This window comes from Aeromonas sp. Marseille-Q5825 (assembly GCF_946892685.1).
In the GTDB taxonomy this organism is placed as follows: domain Bacteria; phylum Pseudomonadota; class Gammaproteobacteria; order Enterobacterales; family Aeromonadaceae; genus Aeromonas; species Aeromonas rivipollensis.
The window spans coordinates 267,967-289,672 of the sequence record NZ_CAMPOU010000006.1 but is presented as its reverse complement, the minus strand read 5'-3'; the positions used below and the strand labels follow the sequence as shown (position 1 = coordinate 289,672).

Below are 21,706 nucleotides of genomic sequence, written 5' to 3'. Positions count from 1 at the left end.
TAGCGAGAGTTTTGGTCCCGGGTGTCAGCCCGGGACTTTTTTATGGGGTCAGCTCATGCCGAGCAGCTCTCCGGCCGGGGCGTACTCCCCCCGCAGGGGACGGTTGACGGCGCGCTCGAAGCGCTCGTCCAGCTGGAAGCGGATCCCGACTCCGCGCACGGCCCCCAGATCCACCGCCTGACGGTGGCCGAGCCGCTCTATGGGCAGGCCGAGGCGGCGGAAGATGCGCTCCACCGGCAGGCTGACCACGGCGACCAGCTCCCGGATCCCCTGTTCCCTGGCGAAGGCATAAACCTCGCGGAAGATGACGCAGGTCAGCTCGCTGATGCCGTTGTCGAGCGCGGGAGCGCGGCCGGCATCGATGGCAAGCCGGGTCAGCTCCCAGACATCGGCGCCGCGCGGGGGACGCTCGCCGGCGAGGGCACCGGGAAAGATGCTGGGCAGCATGTAGTCCTGGGCGCAACTGAGCAGCCTGATGCAGCCGCACAGACCCTCTTCATCTTCAATCAGCACCCAGTGGGTATCGGGCTTGTCGAAGCTGTCCCGCTCCAGACCCCGGTGGGATTCCACGTCCCAACCGAGCCGATCGGAGAAGACGCGCTTGCGAAAGCGATAAAGCTCGTTTTCGACCTCCCATCTGGGGTGTTCTTTCAATTTTCCTTTGAAAACAAGCATTCATGTCTCTCCATTTCATGGTTAGGCGCTATAATCCAAGGCCTTGGCCAGGGGAGGCTAGCCTATGACACGCGACCAACTGCTTGAGTATCTGGAACATTTCACGCTGGTAACGGATGGAAACCGGCTGGCCGAGCTGATCGGCCGCTTCACCCTGGGAATGGGCTACGACTACTATCGTTTTGCGCTCATCCTGCCCATGTCGATGCAAAGGCCCAAGGTGGTGTTGTTCAACCAGTGCCCTGACTCCTGGGTGCAGGCCTACACGGTGAACAACATGCTGGCCTGTGATCCCATCATCCAGCTCGCCCGCACACAGACCCTGCCCATCTACTGGAACCGGCTGGACGAGAAGGCGCGCTTCCTGCAAGAGGGGAGCATGGACGTGATGGGGCTGGCGGCGGAGTTCGGGTTGCGCAACGGCATCTCGTTTCCGCTGCACGGGGCGACGGGGGAGAACGGCATACTGTCGTTCATCACCCGGGAGCGGGCATCCAGTGACCTGTTGCTGGAGTCCTCGCCCATCCTCTCCTGGATGTCCAACTACATCTTCGAGGCGGCGATCCGGATAGTGCGTCAAAGCATGAGGGAGGAGGATCCCCAGGAGGCCCTGACGGATAGGGAGACCGAGTGCCTGTTCTGGGCCAGCGAAGGGAAGACATCGGGGGAGATCGCCTGCATCCTCGGGATCACCGAGCGCACCGTGAACTACCACCTCAACCAGGTCACCCGCAAGACGGGGTCGATGAATCGCTACCAGGCCATCGCCAAGGGGGTCAGCAGCGGTATCTTGCTGCCGAATCTGGAGCAGGTGGTGGTCACCAACTTCCCCAGACTGTTGCAGTGAATGCCGGCCGGGCGACGCTGCCCTGTCGCTCGGCATCTCCTCTGTCGCCATCACCCAGTGTCCCAAGCCGATCCCGTCACTTTGGCGATTCTCGGGGCGGGCCTCCGGGGCCACAATTGTCAGATCCTGCAATTGACAGCCTGCCAGATGTCGTTTTTCGCCCCGCCTTATCAGTTTTTTGAATGCATCAGAAAATGAATGAATTTCTCTGATTCCACGCCTCCCCTTATAGTGCCCCCAGATCTCCCACACAAAGGTTTGTCCATGTTTGCGACCACACTGCAGGGCTTTACCCTCGGCCTTGCCATGATCATCCCCATAGGTGCCCAGAATGCCTTCGTGCTGAGCCGGGGCATTCACCGCAACCACCATCTGCTGACGGCGACCCTCTGCTGCCTGTGCGATCTCGTGCTGATCGGAATAGGGGTGTTTGGCGGTGCCAACCTGCTGGCGGCCAGCCCCATCGGACTGGCGCTGCTGACCTGGGGCGGCGTGCTGTTTCTCGGCTGGTTCGGGGTGCGCTCCCTGCGCAGTGCCTGGCGCGGGCAGGGGGCGGCCCTGGCGGACTCTCCCCAGCTGATGGGGGTCAAGAGCGTGCTGGCCATGACCCTCGGGGTGACCCTGCTCAACCCCCACGTCTACCTGGATACCCTGATGCTGCTCGGCTCCTTCGGCAGCCAGTTTGCCGAGGATCTGAGACCCGCTTTCGCCGCAGGTGCCATGCTGGCTTCTCTGGTGTGGTTCTATGGGCTGGCCTTCGGGGCGGCGGCGCTTTCTCCCTGGCTTGCCCGGAGCAGGGTGCAGCAAGTCATTGATATGGTTGTCGGTATCATAATGCTGGTGCTGGCGGTCAAGCTGGCCAGCGGGGCTCTGCTGGCCTCATAAGGCTATTTTTGTGCCGGGCTTCATAAAAATGAGTCCCGGTGTCATCTGCTGACATATTCGTCTGTTAAATTCCCGGCGCTGGTAAAGCGTTACTCATAATAAAAGGGAAAAAACAGTGAATAACTCCATGAAGCTGGGGGCAATCGCCGCCATCGTGCTGCTGACCGCCTGCAGCAATGAAAATGACAGCAAGGCGCAGCCGGGGACAGTCTCCCTGCGCCTGATCCAGACCTCCGACATCCACTCCAACGTGCTGGGGTATGACTACTACCAGAACAAGGAAGACCGCAAGTTCGGCCTCTCCCGCACCGCCCTGCTGATCCGCGCCGCCCGCGCCGAAAACCCCAACAACCTGCTGCTCGACAACGGTGACCTGATCCAGGGCACGCCGCTGGCGGACTATATCTTCGAGCAGTCCGGTGCCGGCTACCTCGAGAAGCAGGCCCACCCTGTGTTCAAGGCGATGAACGAGCTGGGGTATGACGCGGGCAACCTCGGCAACCACGAGTTCAACTACGGCCTGGATTACCTCGGCAAGGTGCTGGCGGGGGCCGAGTTCCCCTATGTGAACGCCAACGTGTTCGAGGCGGGCGCCTTCAAGCGCGACGCCAAGGGACAGATTGACTGGAGCGGCAACAAGTTCACCCCTTATCTGCTGCTGGAGCGCCAGGTGACCGATGACAAGGGCCAGTCACAGACCGTCAAGGTCGGCATCCTGGGTCTGACGCCGCCCCAGGTGCTGCAGTGGGACAAGCGCCATCTGGAAGGCAAGGTGGTGGTGGCCGACATGGTCGAGACCGCCAACCACTACGTGCCCGAGCTGCGCGCCAAGGGTGCCGATCTGGTGATAGTGGTCGCCCACACCGGCATCAATGCCAACAGCTATGAGGCCATGATGGAGAACTCCGCCTGGCACCTGGCCAAGGTGAAGGGGATAGATGCCCTGATGCTGGGCCACGCCCACAAGAACTTCCCCGGCGACTTCCCGGACCTGCCGGAGGTGGACAACAAGGCCGGCACCCTGAGCGGTATTCCGACCGTGATGCCCGGCTACTGGGGTAACCACCTCGGCATCATAGATCTCAAGCTGGAGCAGGTGAACGGCAAGTGGCAGGTGAAGCAGAGCCAGGCCAGCCTGCGCAAGATAGATTCAAGCGAAGGCAGCGCCGTGGATCAACGGGTCGTGGATCTGGTGCAGGCGGATCACGACGCCACCAACCAGTGGCTGGACGAGCCGTTGGGCAAGATCACCTCTCCCATTCACAGCTTCTTCGCCCTGGTGCAGGACGACCCCTCGGTGCAACTGGTGAGCGATGCCCAGCGTCAGCACGCCGAGCAGTTGCAACAAGACGGTCTGCTCAAGGAGCCCTACCCGATCCTGTCGGTGGCGGCCCCCTTCCGCGGCGGGCGCAACGGCATCAATGACTTCACCTATGTGGCCCAGGGGGACATCTCACTGCGCAACGTCTCCGATCTCTACATCTATCCGAACACCCTCCAGGTGGTCGAGGTGAACGGGGCCACCGTCAAGGAGTGGCTGGAGATGAGCGCCGGCCAGTTCAACCAGATAGACACCGGCAAGACAGAGGTGCAGTGGCTGGTGAACGAAAGCTTCCCCACCTACAACTTCGACGTGATCGACGGTGTGAGCTACGAGGTGGACATCACCCAGCCGGCCCGTTACAGCAAGGAAGGCACCAAGGTGAGCGACGGTCAGCGCATCAGCGGCCTCACCTTCAACGGTCAGCCGGTGGATCCGGCCCAGAAGTTCTACGTGGTGACCAACAACTACCGCGCCAGCGGCGGCGGTCACTTCCCGGGCATTGATGGCAGCAACATAGTGCATGAAGATCCCTTCGAGACGCGGGAGATCATCGCCCAGTACCTCAAGTCCCAGTCTGCTGCCAATCCGGCGGGCTTCAGCCCGGCGGCCAACAACAACTGGCACATGAAGGCGCTGCCAGTGGGGGTTGACGTGCGGCTCTACTCCTCGCCGAGCGATGAGGCCAAGGCCCTGGCCGGGGCGGATCTGGCGTACAAGTCCACCCTGGCGATGGATGACGCCAAGCATCCCGGTTACGCCATCTACCGCCTGATCCGCCAGTAATGGTGGTGAACCTCTGTCTAGTCCTGAAATAGGTTTACACATTTTCGTCTAGCTTCACGTGACTCAGAACCCCCGATGCACTGCATCGGGGGTTCTGTATTTCAACCCATGATGCGGTCGCTCCAGGTTGTAAATATCCACCGCCTCACGCACCATCTCCCTCGCTTGCGCCAGGTCCTGCGGGCTTTGCAACAACAACTCCCCTTTCAAAATTCCGTTCACCCGTTCTGCCAACGCATTCTGGTAGCAGTCATAGCCATCCGTCATCGAGCATTTCACCCCGTGCCGTTCATGCAATGACTGATACAGCCCCGAGCAATACTGCACGCCACGGTCCGAGTGATGGATAAGCTCCCCGCCGCCACGCCGTTGCTTCAGCGCTTTCTTGAACGCCATCGCCACCGACTCGGCGTGCATCCCTTCGTGCACGTGATGGCCCACTATCTTGCGTGAGTAAGCATCCGTCACCAGGCTCAGGTACAGCGGCCCGCTCCTGGCTGGCAGATAGGTGATGTCGGCGACCCAGACCTGCTCCGGAACCACCGGCGTGACCTGATTAGGCCCTGCCTTGAGCAAGTTGGGATGACGGTAGAAACGGTGAAAGCTGTGGGTGGTCTTGTGATACGCCCGCCTGGGTTGCACCAGCAGGCGGTGCTCGGCCAATATCCGAAACAGCCTGTCCCGTCCGACCTTGAGCCCGCCATCATCCTGACCCTGCAGCAGATAATGCAGCTTGCGGGTGCCCACCCGCGGTTGTCGCAGCCGAACTTTGCGCACGAAGCGCACCACCTGCAGCCCCTGTGCATGGCGCTCGTCTGCAACCCGATTGCGCTTGTAGTAAGCCTGACGGCTTATCCCCAGAAACAGGCAAGCCCTGACGATGGTCAGCCTCTCGACTTGCCGCTGCGAGAGGACTTGCCGGGTCGCTTTTTTACGATGGAGACGCCGTAGTCGTTCTTCAGCACATCGACGACGGCCTCAAAGAACTGGGCCTTCTGGCTCATCAGCGCCAGCTGCTGCTCGAGTTCCTTGATGCGCTGTTCGGGCGTCTGGTTGTCGGGGTCTGGCATGGTGATGCTCCTGCCGGCGCGCACAGAAGCCCCCTGGCTCCAATCTTGCCGACCATGTTTACGCAACCATACCAGAACGGTGGAGCGACCCTGAATGCCATAACGGGCCTGAGCCTGTTTGTAGGTGAGCTCGCCTTTTTCAATCTGCTCGACCAGCGCGAGTTTAAAAGTCAGCGAGTAATCGCGCTGTGTCCGTTTCACACCTTGTCCCATCGGGCTCTCCATTTATGTGGGGGAAAGGTGTAAACCATATTCAGGACGGGACACTCAGATAGCAAAAGCCCTCGCAGTGCGAGGGCTTTTTCATTGGGAAGGGGCCTTAGTAGAAACCCGCGTCGTCCGGGTTGGGACGGGTCTTGAAGCGGCGATGCAGCCACATGTACTGCTCCGGGGCCTTGCGCACGGCGGCCTCAATCTCGCGGTTGGCGCGGGCGGCATCGACCAGGTCGTCACCACTCGGGTAGCCTTCCAGCGGCGACCCTATGTGCAGGGTGTAGCCCTCCTGGGTACGGATGTTGTAGCAGGGCAGGGTGACTGTGTTCTTGACCCTGGCCAGGGTGGCGGTGCCCGTGATGGTGGCCGCCTGCTCCACCGCGAAGTAGGGCACGAAGACGCTGGCGTGGCTGCCGTAGTCGTGATCAGGCGCATACCAGAGGGCGTCGCCGTTGCGCAGTGCCTTGATCATCCCCTTCACGTCCATGCGATCCACCAGGTACTTGTTGGAGGCGCAGCGACCGTGATACTGGGCGTACTCCAGCACCGGATTGGTGTTGGGGCGATAGACACCGACCCCGGGCCGCACCAGGCCGAAGCAGCGGGCATTGAGCTCCAGCGTCAGGAAGTGGCAGGAGAGCAGCAGCATGCCCTGACCCTTTTCGATGGCGTCGATGACATGCTCTTCCCCTTCCACCTTCATCAGGCGGCGCATCCGCCAATCTGGCCAGAACCAGGCCATGCCCACCTCGAAGATGGCGCAGCCCACGCTCTCGAAGTTCTGTTTGAGCAGGGCTTCCCGCTGATCCCGACTGAGCTCGGGCATTGCCAGCTCCAGGTTGCGACGGGCAATCTTGACGCGGGATTTCAATAGCTTGCGGGCCAGGGTGCCGAGCTGGCGACCCAGCCACATCTGGCTGCGCCAGGGCAGCAGCACCAGCAGCCAAAGCAGGCACAGACCGAACCAGCTGCCCCAGTAACGGGGATGGAACAGACGGGGTTCGAGGCGGGGAGCATGTTCTTGGGCCATGAAGAGTCTCTTGTTCACAAAGGCAAAGGAGGGAGCCCAGCCGACACGGGGGGATCGGTGCCCGTGGACAGGCTGTCACTCGCAATCTGGGGATTCTATCCGAAAAACGGGGGCGGGTGCGAATCGCCATCACCTGGTCAGAGGGGTCAGACGGGGGCGCCGTGGCGGGCATGGCTGTGCTTTTTTCACGTCCCGGAAAAGAGTGTGATAAAATCGGCCGCTGAAATTTTCAGGTTTTGAGAGCCGATACAGATGAAAATCACCCTGCCCGAGTTTGAGAAAGCCCGCGTTCTGGTCGTTGGCGATGTCATGTTGGATCGCTATTGGCATGGCCCCACCGGCCGCATCTCCCCCGAGGCGCCGGTGCCCGTGGTCAAGGTCGAGCACATAGAGGAGCGCCCGGGTGGCGCCGCCAACGTGGCCCTGAACTCTGCCGCCCTGGGTGCCCAGGCCGTGTTGCTCGGGCTGACCGGTCAGGATGAGGCCGCCGATGCCCTGGCCGGCCAGATGGCAGGGGTCAAGGTCGCCTGTGATTTCGTTCGTCTGACCGACTACCCGACCATCACCAAGCTGCGGGTGCTGTCCCGCAACCAGCAACTGCTGCGCCTCGATTTCGAAGAGGCCTTCCACGACGTGGACGCCAGCCTGCTGATGAGCAAGGTGGAGCAGGCGCTGCCGGGGGCCGATGTGATGATCCTCTCCGACTACGGCAAGGGCGCCTTGAACGACGTGCCTGGCATGATTGCCCGCGCCCGCGCCGCCGGCATCCCTGTGCTGGTGGATCCCAAGGGGACGGATTTCGAGAAGTATCGCGGCGCCACCCTGCTGACCCCCAACATGTCCGAGTTCGAGGCCGTGGTGGGCAAGGTGAAGAGCGAAGAGGAGCTGGTCGCCAAGGGGCTGGAGCTGGTCAAGCGCTTCGAGCTGGACGCCCTGCTGGTGACCCGTTCCGAGAACGGCATGACCCTGATCCGTGAAGGGCAGCCCGAGCTGCACCTGCCGGCCCAGGCTCACGAAGTCTATGACGTCACCGGTGCCGGCGATACCGTCATCTCCACCCTGGCTACCTCCCTGGCCGCCGGCATGAGCCTGGACGAGGCCTGCGCCCTGGCCAACACAGCCGCCGGCATAGTGGTGGGCAAGCTGGGTACCTCCACAGTGAGCCCGGTGGAGCTGGCCAACGCCCTCTACACCGAACAGGAGACCGGCTTTGGCGTCATGTCCGAGGCCCAGCTCAAGGTGGCCGTGCAGGCCGCCCGCCTGCGCGGCGAGAAGGTGGTGATGACCAACGGCTGCTTCGATATCCTGCATGCGGGCCACGTCTCCTACCTGGCCAATGCGGGCAAGCTGGGGGATCGCCTGATAGTCGCGGTCAACACCGATGAGTCCGTGCGCCGCCTCAAGGGGCCGGGCCGTCCGGTCAACCCCACAGAGCGCCGCATGACGGTGCTGGCGGCCCTGGGTGCCGTGGATTGGGTGGTGCCCTTCGGTGAGGACACGCCCCAGCGACTGATCGCCGAGATCCTGCCAGACCTCTTGGTCAAGGGGGGTGACTACAAGCCCGAAGAGATCGCCGGCTATGCCGAAGTGACCGCCAACGGTGGCGAGGTGCGGGTGCTGAACTTCGAGGACGGTTGCTCCACCAGCGAGATCATCAAGACCATACGCGAGCGCGGCTGAGCACCTCCGGCCTCGGCCGAAGGTGCCTGACCACTCGCCCATGGCGAGCGGCAAGCAGGCAGCAAAAAGGCGACCATAAGGTCGCCTTTTTTCATGCCGTGAATCCGGCTCAGGACTTCTTGGTGACCTGGGCGGCGGGCATCAGGCCCTGGTTCACGTCTTCCAGATCCTTCTGCTCCAGTATGCCGGCGGCCTGCTTGAGGGAGAGGATGCTGAGGATGTAGTTGTAACGGGCCTCGGAGAGTTTCTGCTTGGCCTGGTACAGCTTGCGGGTGGAGTCCAGCACGTCGACTATGGTCCGGGTACCCACTTCATAACCGGCCTCGGTCGCCTTCAGGGCGCTGTCGGCGGAGATGACGGACTGGCTGTAGGCGCGCACCGAGCCGATGCTGGCGTTCACGTTGTTATAGGAGGAACGCACTGTGCTCTGCACCGAGCGGAAGCTGCGCTCCAGCTGCTCGCTGGCGGCCACGTAGTTGAACTGGGCCTGCTTGACCTGGGAGGTGGTGGCGCCCCCGGTGTAGAGCGGCAGGTTGAAGTTCAGACCGATGTTGCCCTGATTGCTGTTGCTCTCGGGGTTGCGGATCTCGTCCTTGTAGTCGTTGTAACCGGCGGTGAGGCCGGCGCCCAGATCCAGGGTCGGCTCATGGCCCGTCTTGGCCAGATCGATCTGCTCCTTGGCGATGTCCTTGCCGATGCGGGCGCTGTGCAGCTCAAGGTTCTTGTCCAGGGCCAGCTCCAGCCACTTGTCGGAGTTGAACGGAGTCTTCTGCGGGGCGAAACGCTCGGTGTTGAGCACGTCCAGCTGGCGATGATCGATGCCGGTCAGCTCGCGCAGGCTCTCGTAGCTGTTGTCCAGGGTGTTCTCGGCATTGATCTCGTCTGCCAGCGCCTGATCGCGCTCGGCCTCGGCTTCATGCACGTCCGTGATGGCGGTCAGGCCCACTTCGAAGCGCTGCTGGGTCTGTTCCAATTGACGCTCTACCGCGGTCTTGTTGGCGCGGACGAACTCCAGGGTATCCATCGCCTTGAGCACGTCGAAATAGGCCTGAGCGGTACGCAGCATCAGGTTCTGGTACTCGAGGTTGTAGGCCACGTCGGACTGGGTGGCGCTCTTCTCGGTCAGGTCCAGGTTGACCCAGTTGCTGCGACGATAGACGGACTGATCCAGGGTGACGCTGCCGCTGGCACCGCTGTTGGTCTGGGTATCGTCCTTGTTCTGCAGGTAGTTCAGGCCGGCGCCCAGATTGATCTGTGGCAAGAGAGCGGCGCGGGATTCGTTGATCTTCTCGAAGGCTTGGTCCCGCTTGGCCTTGGATTCCAGCAGCTGGGTATCCTTGATCTGGGCTTGCTGGTAGATTTCGAGCAGGTTTTCGGCATGAGCGGCACTGCTCACACCCAGCATCACCATGACTGACAAGAGTGTTCTTTTCATATGATAGTTTTAACCTTATTTATCAACCCAAAGCTGTCCGCTGGATGAAGGGGGGGATTGTCACCGACCAAGCTTGATTTCAGCTTAACCACTCTACTACAAGCAGATTTCATTGCGAACTGTCTCTTTTCCAGCGACAGAAACGTCAAGAGTCAGGGCGAGTTTTCTCGGCCACGCGCCTAGCCAAATGTCCTGTGGCTGCTAAAATCCATCCCTCATCGTCGGCGAGAGCGAGTGAATGAATGTTCATTCATGCCCCCGAATATTATGGTCAAACCAAGCCAAGTCAAGCTGGTAGGAGTCTCGTATGTCACAGCAAGCCTTGCCTCAAACCAGTCACTATTCCGGTGATGATGTGAAAATCATCGATAAATCATCTGGATACAACGGCTTTTTCAAAGTGAACGTCTATCGCCTGCAACACAGGTTATTTGCCGGTGGCTGGAATGAGCCCATAGTCCGCGAGCTGTTCGAGCGGGGCCATGCGGCCGCGCTGCTGCCTTATGATCCCGTGCGCGACCAGATAGTGCTGGTGGAGCAGTTCCGCATCGGTGCCATCGAGACCAGCCCCACTCCCTGGCTGCTGGAGCTGGTGGCCGGCATCATAGATGAAGGGGAGACAGCAGAAGCCGTGGTGCGCCGCGAGGCGGTGGAAGAGGCGGGCATCGAGGTGGGTCGCTGCGAGCATGCCATCAGCTACCTGGTGAGCCCGGGTGGCAGCACAGAGCGTATCGAGGTCTATGTGGGGGAGGTGGATGCCAGCCAGGCGGCGGGGATCCACGGTCTGGCGGAAGAGGGTGAAGACATCCGGGTGCACGTGGTGAGCCGCGAGCAGGCCTACGCCTGGCTCAAGGAGGGGCGCATCGACAATGCCGCCTCCGTCATCGCCCTGCAATGGTTGGCCCTCAATCATGGCGAGCTGCAGGCCCGCTGGCTGGCGGGGCGCTGAGGTGGTGCTCGTTCACGCCAGGCGCCATGTGCCTCCTGCCTGCGAGGTCAATCGTCCATGGACCCTGATTGATGGAGTTGCGATATGCCATTAGTCCAGAGCCCGATGAAGCGTTATGTGCCTGATCTGATGTCCTTGCAGCGTACCTGCGAGGTCAACTACATGGCCTTGATGAAGTTGCTGCCCCCCGGCGGCAGCGTGGGGGCCGAGCGCCGTTATCAGGTGGGCAACGGCCTGCAGTTCCAGCTCACCGTCAGCGAAGAGAGCCGCTTCACCAGTCAGGTGATCCTGGCCCAGCACAATCCCGAGTTGCCGAGCTACTTGCAGGCTCGTATAGAGATTCGTTTGTATCACGATGTGCGGATGGCGGAAGTGTGTGCGGCGCAACAGATTTCAATGTTGCAACCACGTTATGATTATCCCAATAAAAAAATGCACCACAGGGATGAAAAAGAGCAGGTAAATCTATTCTTGGCCGATTGGCTAAGATTTTGTCTCAAACATGGCACCAGCCTGATCAACATCCTCTAGTCGAACCCATAAAAAAGAAGCGTGATTTTGGAAACAGAGCTACCTCAGGCGCCGGACGGCAGTGTGCGCCTGTTACAGATTACCGATACCCATCTCTTCGCCAGTGCAGAGGGACGACTGCTGGCCGTGCGAACCGCAGAGAGCCTGGCCGCCGTGCTGGAGCAGGTGCAGGCCAACGCGCATCCGTTCGATCTGATCCTCGCCACCGGGGATCTGTCCCAGGATCACAGCCCGGAATCCTATCAGCGGTTCGCCTCCATGATGGCCCCGCTGGCGCGCCCCATCTACTGGTTGCCCGGCAACCACGATGACGGCCCCCTGATGACGGAGTACCTCCACGCCGCCGGGATCAGCGAAGCCAAGCAGCTGGTGGGAGACCACTGGCAGGTGATCCTGCTCGATACCCAGGTGCGCGGCAAACCCCATGGTGTGCTCGGGGATCACCAGCTGGCGGCGCTGGACAGCGCCCTGCGTCAGCATCCCGAGCGCCACGCCCTCATCGCCCTGCACCATCAGGCGGTGCCGGTGGGTTGCGCCTGGCTGGATCAGCACAATCTCAAGAATGCCGACGATCTCTTCGCCGTGCTGGCCCGCCATCCCCAGCAGAAGACCATCTTGTTCGGCCATGTGCATCAGGAGTTTGACGAGGTGCACCAGGGGGTGAGGCTGATCGCCAGCCCCTCCACCTGCATCCAGTTCAAGCCGCTCTCCGATGGCTTCGCCCTGGACGAGTCCGGTCCGGGCTGGCGTTATCTGACCCTGCATCCGGATGGCCGCATCGCCAGCCAGGTGTGGCGGCTGCCGGTGGGGCAGTTCGTGCCCGACCCCAACGCCACCGGGTATTGAGGAGTCCGCCACCATGACCCCGGTTCTGCTGTATCTGCACGGTTTCAACTCATCGCCCGGCTCGGCCAAGGCGCAGCAGATGGCTGCCTGGGTGGCCGAGCACAGGCCCGACATCGAAGTGCTTATCCCGGCCCAGCCCAATACCCCGGCGGCGGCCTGGGAGGCCATCGAAGGCGTCATTGCCGAGGCCAGGGCTCGCCATGATGGCCGCCTCAGGCTAGGCGCCGTGGGCAGCTCCCTCGGCGGCTTTATGGCGACCCGGGTGAGCGAGCTGCATGGCTGCCGCGCCGCGCTGATCAATCCGGCGGTGCGCCCCCATGAACTGCTCTGCGACTACCTGGGCCACCAGGTCAATCCCTATACCGACGAGCGCTACGAGCTGCTGCCGACCCACATGGACGAGCTGCGGGCGCTGGCGGTACCGGTGAGCGCCCCCGAGCGACTCTGGATCCTGCAACAGCAGGAGGATGAGGTGCTCGACTATCGCAAGGCATTGAGGGAATACGAGTTTGCCCGCCTCTCCCTGGAGTGCGGCGGCAACCACGCCTTCGTCGGCTTCGAGCGCTATCCTGCCCAGATAGTGCGCTTCCTCGGGCTCTAGCCGTGCAACCGCCGTTGGCCGCCTTTCTGGAACAGGTGCTGGCCACGGCCCAGGCCGGGCTCACCTACTCCCAAGATCCCTTCGATATCGCCCGCTTCGAGGCGCTGCGAAACGCGGCTGCCACGCTTGTCGCCAGCCAGAGCGAGCTGGATCCCGAGGCCATCGCCCACTGGATTGCTCTGGACAGCGGTTATCCCACCCCCAAGCTGGATGTGCGGGCGCTGATCCTGGATGACGCGGGCTGGCTGCTGTTGGTGCAGGAGCGCAGTGATGGACTCTGGACCCTGCCCGGGGGCTGGTGCGACATAGGCGACTCGCCAGCGGGCGCAGTGGTGCGCGAGGTTGTTGAAGAGACGGGCCTTGAGTGCCGCGCCGTGCAACTGCTGGCCCTGTTCGACAAGCTCAAACACCCCCATCCCCCGCAACTGCCCCATGCCCACAAGGCCTTCTTCCTGTGCGAGGTGACGGGCGGAGCGCTGCTCACCGAGACTGACGAGACCCTAGGCGCGGCCTATTTCCCCATCGACGCCCTACCTCCGCTCTCCCGCCACCGGGTGGTGGAGTCCCAGTTGCGCAGCCTTCACGACCATGTGCGGCAGGGGCGGTGCGAGACGCTGTTCGATTGAGACGACAGGGCCCCGTGCCCGGTGGCAAGGAGGCCATATGATCAAACAAATCGGCAATACCCCCATTCAGGCGAAACACAGGGCCAGCTGCCATTGCGGCGCAGTGGTGCTGGAGCTCAGTCTGCCGGATGGTGTGGTGGATCCCCGCCGCTGCGACTGCTCCCTCTGCCGGCGGCGGGGGGCCATAGTCGCCTCTGTGCCGCTCTCTGGCATCCGCATCCTGCAGGGAGAGGAGGTGCTGCGCTGTTACCAGTTCAACACCCGTACCGCCAAGCACTACTTCTGCGGCGTCTGCGGCATCTACACCCACCACCAGCGCCGCTCCAACCCGGCCGAGTATGGCTACAACCTCGCCTGTCTCGAGGGGGTCAACCCGTTCGCGCTCGGCGAGGTGCCGCTGCGGGACGGCATCAACCACCCGGCCGACAGGGCTGAATGACGGCATGGTGCCATCTGCTTCTGTAGCCGCCGAAATGGCTGTGTTAACCTTGGTCTGCCTGCGCTCTGGCGGGCCATTCTCCTCCTCTTGCCAACCGGGAGCCTGCCCGTGACGACTGCTTCAGCGCTGCCGGATCTGATCCTGGGGGCCTCGCTCTACTTTCCCCCCCTGTTCAAGGCGGTGCTGCTCGGGCTGCTCGGCTGGTTGCCGGTGCACCATCTGCTGAGAGACTGGCTCTACGGCGGGGACGTCTGGCACCCTCTTCTGATGGATCTCTCCCTGTTTATCCTCGCCGTCAGTGGCGCACTCTGGATACTGCTACATGGCTAAATCTCCCCTGGCAACCCTCAAATACTTCTCCACCCTGCTGGTGTGCGCCCTGGCGCTGGTGTCGCTCTGGTGGCTCTGGAACTACTACATGCAGGGTCCCTGGACCCGGGATGGCAAGGTGCGGGCCGAGCTGGTCAGCATCACCCCCGAGGTGTCGGGCAAGATAGTCAGCATCTGGATCAAGGACAACCAGCTGGTGAAGAAGGGGGAGACCCTGTTCAGCCTGGATCCCGTGCCCTACCGGATTGCCCTGGACAACGCCAACGCGGCGCTGGCCAAGGCGAAATCGGATCTCGACAAGGCGGAGCACGAGGCCAGGCGTCGTCAGAACCTCTCCCGCACCGTCATCTCCGCCGAGGCGGTCGACGAGTCCAGGCTCAATGCCCAGGCGATGAAGGCGGCCTATCAGGTGGCCCAGGCCAATCTGGAGCAGGCCAGATGGTCGCTCGCGCGAACCGAGGTGCACGCCGCCAGCGACGGTTACATCACCAACCTGCAGGCCAGGGTCGGCAACTACGCCAGCGCCGGGGTGCCTCTGGTGGCTTTGGTAGATATCCACTCCTTCTACGTGCAGGGCTATTTCGAAGAGACCAAGCTCAGGCACATAGCACCGGGCAAGCCGGCGCGCATGGTGCTCTACAGCGGTGAGCAGGCGCTCAAGGGGGAGGTGGAGAGCATAGGGCGCGCCATTCACGATCAGAGCCTGGAGGGGAGCCAGGGGCTGCTGCTCGACGTCAAGCCGAACGTGCCCTGGGTGCGGCTGGCCCAGCGGGTGCCGGTGCGGATCCGTCTGCTGGATGTGCCGCCCGAGCTTGCCCTGATCGCGGGCACCACCTGCACCATCACCATAGGGGAATAGGGTGGCAGGCCGGGGACGCTGGCGCCAGACACCCTGGGGCCAGGCCAATGAGGGCCAGTGGCGCTATGCCCTGCGCAACAGCCTGGCCATGTGCCTGTCGCTCTGGCTGGCCTTCGTGCTGCAACTGGATGCCCCCTACTGGGCCATGACCTCCGCCGCCGTGGTGAGCTTTCCCACCGTCGGCGGCGTCATCAGCAAGAGCCTGGGGCGGGTAGTGGGCAGCCTCATCGGCGCTATGGCGGCCGTGATGATCACCGGCCTTGGCATCAGCGATCCCTGGCTGTTCAGCTTCCTTATCGCGCTCTGGCTGGGGCTCTGCACCTACATCTCCAACCACTATCAGAACAACGTCTCCTACGCCTTTGCCCTGGCGGGCTACACCGCGGCCATCATCGCCTTCTCCTGCGTCAACGTGACCGAGACGGAGCACATCTTCGACATCGCCCAGGCCAGGGTGAGCGAGGTGATAGTGGGCATTCTCTGCGGCGGTCTGATGATGATGATTCTGCCGAGCCTCTCGGATGGAGAGACACTGCTGGCGTCCCTTGGCAAGAGTCAGGCCCGGCTGCGGGAGCATGCCCAGCTGCTCTGGCTGGGGGAGGCGGGGGCCGATGTGCGCGGCGCCCACGAGGGGATCATCGGCCAGATCCTCACCATGAACGTGCTGCGCATTCAGGCGGTGTGGAGTCACCACCGGCTGCGCCGCCACAACCGGCTGCTCAACTTCCTGCTGCACCGCCAGCTGCGGATGGTCAGCCTGATCTCCGGGGTGCGCCGCATGCTGCAACACTGGCCGCAGCTGCCGGACGGGCTGACACCCCTGCTGACCTCGGTGATCCGCGCGCTGGGCGAGCCCGATTGCGACAAATACCGCATCGCCCGCCTGCTGGCTCCCTTCGTGGCCGAGTCGGGCCGTGATTTTCGCCGCCGCACCTTCTGGCTGCGCCTGCGCCATTTCTGCTGGAGCTATCTGGAGTGCCAGCGCTGGCTCGGCCGACTGGCGCCCTATGACGGCCAGGAGTGGCCCACGCCGCCCCACCACAGCTCGCTCACCCGTTACAACGACAGCGTCGAGGCGGCCTACAACGGCGGTCGCACCTTCCTCTGCGTGGTGCTGGGCTGCGCCTTCTGGATCAACACCCAGTGGGAGTCAGGCGCCTCGGCCCTGACCCTGCTGTCCATCTGCTGCGTGCTCTATTCGGCCACCCCGACGCCGACCAAGGGAACCCAAACCATGCTGCAGGCCATCCTGCTGCTGAGCCTGGTCTGCTTCGCGGTCAAGTTCGGCCTGATGATCCGCATCGACGACTTCTGGCTGTTCTGCGCCCTGCTGTTCCCCGCGCTCATCACCATGCAGCTGATCAAGTTGCAGCGCCCCTCGTCGGCGGCGCTCTGGGGCCAGCTCATAGTGCTGCTCGGCTCCTTCCTCGCCATCACCAACCCGCCGAGCTACGACTATCAGGCCTTCGTCAACGACAGCATCGGCAAGGTGCTGGGGGTCATGGTGGCGGGACTGGCGTTCCAGATCCTCAGACCCAGCTCGGACAGGCGCAAGAGCCGCCGCCTCATCCGCTCCCTGCGCCGCCACTTCATCGATCAGCTGGCCGCCAGGCCCCGGCAGAGCGAGAGCCAGTTTGAATCCCTCATCTATCACTGCATCAGCCAGCTTGGTCAGGGGCAGGATCAGAGCGCCCGGCTCTGGGTGCTGCGCTGGAGCGTGGTGCTGCTCAACTGCAGCCACATCGTCTGGCAACTGCGCCAGTGGCGGGGCAGGGAGCCGGCACTCTATCTGGTGCGGGACGCCTGCGTGCGCTGTCTTGAGGGGATCCTCACCGAGCAGGGGGTGCAACATGGCTCCCTCCATCAGACCCTGGCCGAGCTGGATCGCATCAGCCTCGGCCTGGCCGATCACCCCGAACCCTCGGCCCGGGAGCTGGCGGGCCTGGTGTGGCGACTCCATTGCTCCCTCTCCCCCCTGTTGCAGGCGCAGCCTTCGGCCCTGGCGCCCGCCTGATCCCTCTCGTCCTTGTTGCAGGCGCAACCCATGGCCCTGGCGCCCGCCTGATCCCTCTCGTCCTTGTTGCAGGTGCAGCCCATGGCCCTGGCGCCGTCAGCTCCCTCTTGCCCTTGTTGCTGGCGCAGCCCATGGCACTGACACCCGCCTGATCCCGCGGGGCCATAGCCTCTCTGGATCACCCTTTGCCACCGCCCTATTTGTCCAAGACCCTCCCAGCGAGTAAGATTCCCTCCAAACGTCAATTCGCAAGGCCCTCCATGTCCACTCAATACAATGCGGATGCCATTGAGGTCCTCAATGGCCTCGAACCGGTGCGTCGCCGCCCCGGCATGTACACAGACACCACCAGGCCCAATCACCTCGGCCAGGAGGTCATCGACAACAGCGTCGATGAGGCGCTGGCGGGCCATGCCCGCACCCTGGAGGTGACCCTGTATGAAGATCAGTCCCTCGAGGTTGTCGATGACGGCCGTGGCATGCCGGTCGACATTCACCCGGAGGAGGGGGTCTCGGGGGTGGAGCTGATCCTCTGCAAGCTGCACGCGGGTGGCAAGTTCTCCAACAAGAACTACCAGTTCTCCGGCGGTCTGCACGGGGTGGGCATCTCTGTGGTGAATGCCCTCTCCGATCGGGTCGAGGTGACGGTGCGTCGCGACGGCCAGGTCTATGACATCGCCTTCGAGCGTGGCGACAAGGTGCAGGAGCTGACCATCACAGGCACCTGCGGGCGCCGCAACACAGGCACCCGGGTGCGCTTCTGGCCAGAGGCGCGCTACTTCGACTCACCCCGCTTCTCGGTCTCCAAGCTCGAGCATCTGCTCAAGGCCAAGGCCGTGCTCTGCCCCGGCCTCACCATCAAGTTCCTCGACAAGAACACCGGCATCAAGTTGGAGTGGTGCTACGAAGATGGCCTCAAGGATTACCTCGTTGATGCGGTCAAGCAGTTCACCTGCTTGCCGGAGCAGCCCTTCGTCGGCGCCTTCAGCACGGAGCAATCGGCGGTGGACTGGGCCCTGTGCTGGTTGCCGGAAGGGGGCGAGTGCCTCGCCGAATCCTATGTGAACCTCATTCCCACTGCGCTCGGCGGCACCCACGTCAATGGCCTGCGTCAGGGTCTGCTCGACGCCATGCGCGAGTTCTGCGAGTTCCGCAACCTGTTGCCGCGCGGGGTCAAGCTCACGCCGGAAGACATCTGGGATCGCTGCGCCTACATCCTCTCGGTCAAGATGCAGGATCCCCAGTTCGCCGGTCAGACCAAGGAGCGGCTGTCGTCCCGCCAGAGCTCGGCCTTCGTCTCCGGGGTGGTAAAGGATGCCTTCAGCCTCTACCTGAACAGCAACACCGAGCTGGCGGAGCAGATAGCCGAGATCTGCATCAGCAGCGCCCAGCGCCGGATGCGCGCCGCCAAGACGGTGGTGCGCAAGAAGATTACCCAGGGCCCGGCCCTGCCTGGCAAGCTCACCGACTGCAACTGCGCCGACCCCATGCAAGGGGAACTCTTCCTGGTGGAGGGGGACTCGGCGGGCGGCAGCGCCAAGCAGGCGCGTGACCGTGAATTCCAGGCCATCATGCCCCTGCGCGGCAAGATCCTGAACACCTGGGAGGTGGAGGCTGGTCAGGTGCTCGCCTCGCAGGAAGTGCACGACATCTCTGTGGCCATAGGCCTGGATCCCGACTCCGAGGATCTCTCCGGCCTGCGCTACGGCAAGGTGTGCATACTGGCGGATGCGGACTCGGACGGTCTGCACATCGCCACCCTGCTTTGCGCTCTCTTTGTTAAGCATTTCAGAACCCTGGTCAACAAGGGCCACGTCTATGTGGCCATGCCGCCGCTCTACCGGATCGACATCGGCAAGGAGGTCTTCTATGCCCTGGATGAGGACGAGAAGAACGGCGTGCTGCAACGGGTCGAGGCCGAGAAGAAGAAGGGCAAGGTGATGGTGACCCGATTCAAGGGCCTGGGTGAGATGAACCCGAAACAGCTGCGGGAAACCACCATGGATCCCAACACCCGCCGCCTGGTCCAGCTCACCATGGGCGAGCTGGAGGAGGGGGACGAGACCCTGCAGCTGATGGACATGCTGCTGGCCAAGAAGCGTGCCCCGGATCGCCGGGAGTGGCTGGAAGAGAAGGGCAACCTTGCGATCATCTAAGCCAATGGCCTCTGTCATCAGCCGACCCGACTTTCAGGTGCGCCGCCCAGTGGCGCACCCTAGCAAGAGAACAACCTTATGAGTGATGCTATCGAGCTCAGTCTGGACGGGGTAGAGCGCCAGCCCATGCGCGCCTTCACCGAACAGGCTTACTTGAACTACTCCATGTACGTCATCATGGATCGGGCTCTGCCCCACATAGGTGACGGCCTCAAGCCCGTGCAGCGGCGCATCATCTACGCCATGAGCGAGCTGGGGCTGTCCGCACTCTCCAAGCACAAGAAGTCCGCCCGTACCGTGGGTGACGTGCTGGGTAAGTACCACCCCCACGGCGACAGCGCCTGTTATGAAGCCATGGTGCTGATGGCCCAGCCCTTCTCCTACCGCTACCCGCTGGTGGACGGTCAGGGCAACTGGGGTGCGCCGGACGATCCCAAATCCTTCGCCGCCATGCGTTACACCGAGGCGCGCCTGTCGCGCTTCTCCGAGCTGCTGCTCTCCGAGCTGGGCCAGGGCACGGTGGAGTGGACGCCGAACTTCGACGGCACCATGAAGGAACCGGTGGTGCTGCCCGCCCGCCTGCCCCACATATTGCTCAATGGGGTGACCGGCATCGCGGTGGGGATGGCGACCGACATCCCGCCCCACAACGCGCGGGAAGTGGCTCTTGCCTGTGCCGAGCTGCTGGACAATCCCAATGCGGGGCTGGATGTGCTGATGACGCACATTCAGGGGCCGGACTATCCGACCAACGCCGAGATCATCACTCCCCGCGACGACATCCGCAAGATCTACGAGACCGGCAAGGGCTCCATCAAGCAGCGGGCGGTGTGGAGCGAGGAGGATGGCGACATCGTCATCACGGCGCTGCCCCATCAGGCCTCGGGCGCCAAGATCATGGAGCAGATCGCCGCCCAGATGGTGGCGAAGAAATTGCCCATGGTCACCGACCTGCGCGATGAATCCGACCACGAGAACCCGACCCGACTGGTGATCATTCCCCGCTCCAACCGGGTGGATGTGGAGGGGCTGATGGCCCACCTGTTCGCCACCACGGATCTGGAGAAGAACTATCGCGTCAACCTCAACATCCTGGGGCTGGACAACAGACCCCAGGTGAAGACCCTCAAGATGATCCTCTCCGAGTGGATCGTCTTCCGCCGCGAGACCGTGCGTCGCCGTCTGCAATATCGCCTCGACAAGGTGCTGGCTCGCCTGCACATCCTCGAAGGCTTGCTGGTTGCCTACCTCAACATCGACGAGGTGATCGAGATCATCCGCACCGAGGATGAGCCGGGCAAGGTGATGGTGGAGCGCTTCAACATCAGCGAGACCCAGGCCGAGGCCATCCTCGAGCTCAAACTGCGCCATCTGGCCAAGCTCGAAGAGTTCAAGCTGCGCGCCGAGCAAGAAGAGCTGGCGCTGGAGCGCGACAAACTCGAACTGATCCTGGGCTCGGAGCGTCGCCTTAACACCCTGCTCAAGAAAGAGCTGCTGGCGGATGCCGAGAAGTACGGCGACGATCGCCGCACCCCGCTGGTGGAGCGTGCCACCGCCGTCGCGCTGACCGAGAAGGAGCTGACCCCGAGTGAGCCGGTGACCGTCATTCTGTCCGACAAGGGCTGGGTGCGCGCCGCCAAGGGCCATGACGTAGACGTGGCCGGGCTCTCCTACAAGGCGGGGGATGGCTATCTGGCCCACGCCTGCGGGCGCAGCAACCAGCAGGCGGTCTTCCTCTCTAGCCTGGGCCGCACCTATTCGCTGGAGGCCCACACCCTGCCTTCCGCCCGCAGTCAGGGGGAGCCGCTCACCGGCCGCTTCGCCCTGGGGGCGGGTGAAGAGGTGCGCCATCTGGTGATGGGCAATGAGGGCGAACCCTACCTCATCGCCAGTGACGCCGGTTATGGCTTCGTCTGCAAATATGACGACCTGATCGGCAAGAACAAGAACGGCAAGGCGCTGCTGACGGTGCCGGAAGGGGGCCTGGTGATGGCCCCCCAGAAGATTGGCTCGCCAGAGACCGACCTCTGCATGGCCATTTCCAACGAGGGGCGCATGTTGCTGTTCCCGCTGAGCACACTGCCGGTGCTCGGCAAGGGCAAGGGCAACAAGCTCATCAGCATTCCGTCGGCGCGGGTCAAGGCGCGGGAGGAGTTTATGGTGATGGCCGCCATTATCCCGCAGGGGCAATATGTCACCCTCTTTGCCGGCAAGCGCAAGCTGACCCTCAAGCCCTCGGATCTCGACTACTACCGTGGCGAGCGCGGCCGCCGTGGCGCCAAGCTGCCCCGCGGCTTGCAGCGGGTCGATCGCATCGAGATTGAACCCGCCGCCGGTGCCGAGCCGGTGGCCGGGGAAAATCAGGAAGGGTAATAAGGAGAAGGGAGCAATTCATTGCTCCCACTTTTTTAAG

Annotated in this window: 19 protein-coding genes; 15 read left to right on the top strand and 4 right to left on the bottom strand. The window is 62.9% G+C overall.

Annotated elements, in window-relative coordinates:
• Window positions 1-48: 48 nt before the first annotated feature.
• Window positions 49-675 (bottom strand): acyl-homoserine-lactone synthase, encoded by a 627-nt coding sequence (locus OC537_RS16270; RefSeq protein ID WP_111913449.1) that lies wholly within the window; start codon window positions 673-675, stop codon window positions 49-51.
• A 64-nt stretch (window positions 676-739) separates the two neighbouring features.
• Here OC537_RS16270 and OC537_RS16265 point away from each other — a divergent pair, with 64 nt between their 5' ends.
• The 3 genes from OC537_RS16265 to OC537_RS16255 all read left to right on the top strand — a co-directional run bounded on the left by OC537_RS16265 (window position 740) and on the right by OC537_RS16255 (window position 4,514).
• Window positions 740-1,522, top strand: coding sequence for a LuxR family transcriptional regulator (locus OC537_RS16265; protein ID WP_106885094.1), 783 nt, complete (start codon window positions 740-742; stop codon window positions 1,520-1,522).
• Window positions 1,523-1,786: 264 nt separating this feature from the next.
• A complete protein-coding gene (gene lysE, locus OC537_RS16260; protein ID WP_106885093.1) occupies window positions 1,787-2,407 on the top strand; it encodes an L-lysine exporter in 621 nt (206 codons plus the stop codon).
• 127 nt (window positions 2,408-2,534) lie between these two features.
• A complete protein-coding gene (locus OC537_RS16255; RefSeq protein ID WP_262113326.1) occupies window positions 2,535-4,514 on the top strand; it encodes a bifunctional 2',3'-cyclic-nucleotide 2'-phosphodiesterase/3'-nucleotidase in 1,980 nt (659 codons plus the stop codon).
• Window positions 4,515-4,577: 63 nt separating this feature from the next.
• Here the strand turns inward: OC537_RS16255 and OC537_RS16250 are convergent.
• Together OC537_RS16250 and lpxL are read right to left on the bottom strand one after the other, a co-directional pair.
• Window positions 4,578-5,797 (bottom strand): IS3 family transposase gene (locus OC537_RS16250; RefSeq protein ID WP_262112803.1). Its coding sequence is split into 2 segments (ribosomal slippage): window positions 4,578-5,449 and window positions 5,449-5,797, totalling 1,221 coding nucleotides; the frame shifts between segments, so codons are not numbered across the junction.
• Window positions 5,798-5,903: 106 nt separating this feature from the next.
• Window positions 5,904-6,827: an LpxL/LpxP family Kdo(2)-lipid IV(A) lauroyl/palmitoleoyl acyltransferase gene (gene lpxL / locus OC537_RS16245; protein WP_262112801.1), complete on the bottom strand. Its 924-nt coding sequence runs from the start codon at window positions 6,825-6,827 to the stop codon at window positions 5,904-5,906.
• A gap of 252 nt (window positions 6,828-7,079) precedes the next feature.
• Here lpxL and hldE point away from each other — a divergent pair, with 252 nt between their 5' ends.
• Entirely contained in the window at window positions 7,080-8,507 is a 1,428-nt protein-coding gene (gene hldE / locus OC537_RS16240; protein ID WP_139744090.1) for a bifunctional D-glycero-beta-D-manno-heptose-7-phosphate kinase/D-glycero-beta-D-manno-heptose 1-phosphate adenylyltransferase HldE, read from the top strand.
• A 109-nt stretch (window positions 8,508-8,616) separates the two neighbouring features.
• On the opposite strand, the gene tolC is transcribed toward hldE, so the two are convergent.
• Window positions 8,617-9,942, bottom strand: coding sequence for an outer membrane channel protein TolC (gene tolC / locus OC537_RS16235; protein ID WP_106885089.1), 1,326 nt, complete (start codon window positions 9,940-9,942; stop codon window positions 8,617-8,619).
• A gap of 307 nt (window positions 9,943-10,249) precedes the next feature.
• Between tolC and nudF the strand changes: the two genes are divergently transcribed.
• The 11 genes from nudF (at window position 10,250) to parC (ending at window position 21,666) form a co-directional block, all read left to right on the top strand.
• A complete protein-coding gene (nudF, locus tag OC537_RS16230) occupies window positions 10,250-10,891 on the top strand; it encodes an ADP-ribose diphosphatase (RefSeq protein WP_025325572.1) in 642 nt (213 codons plus the stop codon).
• A gap of 105 nt (window positions 10,892-10,996) precedes the next feature.
• Window positions 10,997-11,422 (top strand): DUF1249 domain-containing protein, encoded by a 426-nt coding sequence (locus OC537_RS16225; protein ID WP_404835543.1) that lies wholly within the window; start codon window positions 10,997-10,999, stop codon window positions 11,420-11,422.
• Window positions 11,423-11,449: 27 nt separating this feature from the next.
• Window positions 11,450-12,268 carry a 3',5'-cyclic-AMP phosphodiesterase gene (gene cpdA, locus OC537_RS16220; RefSeq protein ID WP_111913459.1) on the top strand — a complete coding sequence of 273 codons (819 nt, stop codon included), beginning with the start codon at window positions 11,450-11,452 and terminating at the stop codon, window positions 12,266-12,268.
• A 13-nt stretch (window positions 12,269-12,281) separates the two neighbouring features.
• The gene (locus OC537_RS16215) at window positions 12,282-12,869 is read left to right on the top strand and encodes a YqiA/YcfP family alpha/beta fold hydrolase (protein ID WP_163135739.1); all 588 of its coding nucleotides are present in this window, start codon (window positions 12,282-12,284) and stop codon (window positions 12,867-12,869) included.
• A 2-nt stretch (window positions 12,870-12,871) separates the two neighbouring features.
• Window positions 12,872-13,495 carry an NUDIX hydrolase gene (locus OC537_RS16210; RefSeq protein WP_262112789.1) on the top strand — a complete coding sequence of 208 codons (624 nt, stop codon included), beginning with the start codon at window positions 12,872-12,874 and terminating at the stop codon, window positions 13,493-13,495.
• A 37-nt stretch (window positions 13,496-13,532) separates the two neighbouring features.
• Window positions 13,533-13,934, top strand: a complete 402-nt coding sequence (locus tag OC537_RS16205) for a GFA family protein (RefSeq protein ID WP_262112787.1) — start codon at window positions 13,533-13,535, stop codon at window positions 13,932-13,934.
• A gap of 87 nt (window positions 13,935-14,021) precedes the next feature.
• The gene (locus OC537_RS16200; protein ID WP_106885084.1) at window positions 14,022-14,264 is read left to right on the top strand and encodes a DUF1656 domain-containing protein; all 243 of its coding nucleotides are present in this window, start codon (window positions 14,022-14,024) and stop codon (window positions 14,262-14,264) included.
• Window positions 14,257-15,123, top strand: coding sequence for an HlyD family secretion protein (locus OC537_RS16195; protein WP_234568528.1), 867 nt, complete (start codon window positions 14,257-14,259; stop codon window positions 15,121-15,123). Before OC537_RS16200 ends, OC537_RS16195 begins: the two co-directional genes overlap by 8 nt.
• Window position 15,124: 1 nt before the next feature.
• Window positions 15,125-17,137, top strand: a complete 2,013-nt coding sequence (locus tag OC537_RS16190) for an FUSC family protein (RefSeq protein ID WP_262112783.1) — start codon at window positions 15,125-15,127, stop codon at window positions 17,135-17,137.
• A gap of 260 nt (window positions 17,138-17,397) precedes the next feature.
• A complete protein-coding gene (gene parE / locus OC537_RS16185) occupies window positions 17,398-19,293 on the top strand; it encodes a DNA topoisomerase IV subunit B (protein ID WP_234691320.1) in 1,896 nt (631 codons plus the stop codon).
• Between the two features lie 78 nt (window positions 19,294-19,371).
• A complete protein-coding gene (parC, locus tag OC537_RS16180; RefSeq protein ID WP_262112778.1) occupies window positions 19,372-21,666 on the top strand; it encodes a DNA topoisomerase IV subunit A in 2,295 nt (764 codons plus the stop codon).
• Window positions 21,667-21,706 lie beyond the last annotated feature (40 nt).

What these genes read in the sequence shown, in the direction of transcription:
- OC537_RS16270 (WP_111913449.1), bottom strand. Translation starts at nt 675, where the DNA reads ATGCTTGTTTTCAAAGGAAAATTGAAAGAACACCCCAGATGGGAGGTC.
- OC537_RS16265 (WP_106885094.1), top strand. Translation starts at nt 740, where the DNA reads ATGACACGCGACCAACTGCTTGAGTATCTGGAACATTTCACGCTGGTA.
- lysE (WP_106885093.1), top strand. Translation starts at nt 1,787, where the DNA reads ATGTTTGCGACCACACTGCAGGGCTTTACCCTCGGCCTTGCCATGATC.
- OC537_RS16255 (WP_262113326.1), top strand. Translation starts at nt 2,535, where the DNA reads ATGAAGCTGGGGGCAATCGCCGCCATCGTGCTGCTGACCGCCTGCAGC.
- lpxL (WP_262112801.1), bottom strand. Translation starts at nt 6,827, where the DNA reads ATGGCCCAAGAACATGCTCCCCGCCTCGAACCCCGTCTGTTCCATCCC.
- hldE (WP_139744090.1), top strand. Translation starts at nt 7,080, where the DNA reads ATGAAAATCACCCTGCCCGAGTTTGAGAAAGCCCGCGTTCTGGTCGTT.
- tolC (WP_106885089.1), bottom strand. Translation starts at nt 9,942, where the DNA reads ATGAAAAGAACACTCTTGTCAGTCATGGTGATGCTGGGTGTGAGCAGT.
- nudF (WP_025325572.1), top strand. Translation starts at nt 10,250, where the DNA reads ATGTCACAGCAAGCCTTGCCTCAAACCAGTCACTATTCCGGTGATGAT.
- OC537_RS16225 (WP_404835543.1), top strand. Translation starts at nt 10,997, where the DNA reads ATGAAGCGTTATGTGCCTGATCTGATGTCCTTGCAGCGTACCTGCGAG.
- OC537_RS16215 (WP_163135739.1), top strand. Translation starts at nt 12,282, where the DNA reads ATGACCCCGGTTCTGCTGTATCTGCACGGTTTCAACTCATCGCCCGGC.
- OC537_RS16205 (WP_262112787.1), top strand. Translation starts at nt 13,533, where the DNA reads ATGATCAAACAAATCGGCAATACCCCCATTCAGGCGAAACACAGGGCC.
- OC537_RS16195 (WP_234568528.1), top strand. Translation starts at nt 14,257, where the DNA reads ATGGCTAAATCTCCCCTGGCAACCCTCAAATACTTCTCCACCCTGCTG.
- parE (WP_234691320.1), top strand. Translation starts at nt 17,398, where the DNA reads ATGTCCACTCAATACAATGCGGATGCCATTGAGGTCCTCAATGGCCTC.
- parC (WP_262112778.1), top strand. Translation starts at nt 19,372, where the DNA reads ATGAGTGATGCTATCGAGCTCAGTCTGGACGGGGTAGAGCGCCAGCCC.